The organism is Xenorhabdus sp. NBAII XenSa04, from assembly GCF_963866145.1.
Lineage (GTDB): Bacteria > Pseudomonadota > Gammaproteobacteria > Enterobacterales > Enterobacteriaceae > Xenorhabdus > Xenorhabdus indica.
The window spans coordinates 1-202 of the sequence record NZ_CAWMEB010000332.1 but is presented as its reverse complement, the minus strand read 5'-3'; the positions used below and the strand labels follow the sequence as shown (position 1 = coordinate 202).

At 46.0% G+C, this 202-nt stretch carries 1 protein-coding gene; it reads right to left on the bottom strand.

The annotated features are described in order from the left end of the window. On the bottom strand, positions 1-200 hold a 200-nt coding region (locus tag AAC147_RS11665), incomplete at its 3' end, for a primase-helicase zinc-binding domain-containing protein (protein ID WP_047686676.1). Positions 201-202 lie beyond the last annotated feature (2 nt).

The following is a 202-nucleotide window of genomic DNA, read 5'->3' as shown; positions in this document are numbered from 1 at the left end:
ATTCCTTTAGTTTTTGCCACCAAATCCAGCCCATCACCATAGTTCGGGGTATCACACTGGCGGCAATGCCAGTTGCCATTATGATGATCATCAATAAAGTGAAAACGGTCAGTGCCACCGCAGACAGGACAAGCACCATGTTTTCCCTTTGCGGGAATATCGATGCCACAGGCAGGCAATAAATTTTCCCAATGATACATAG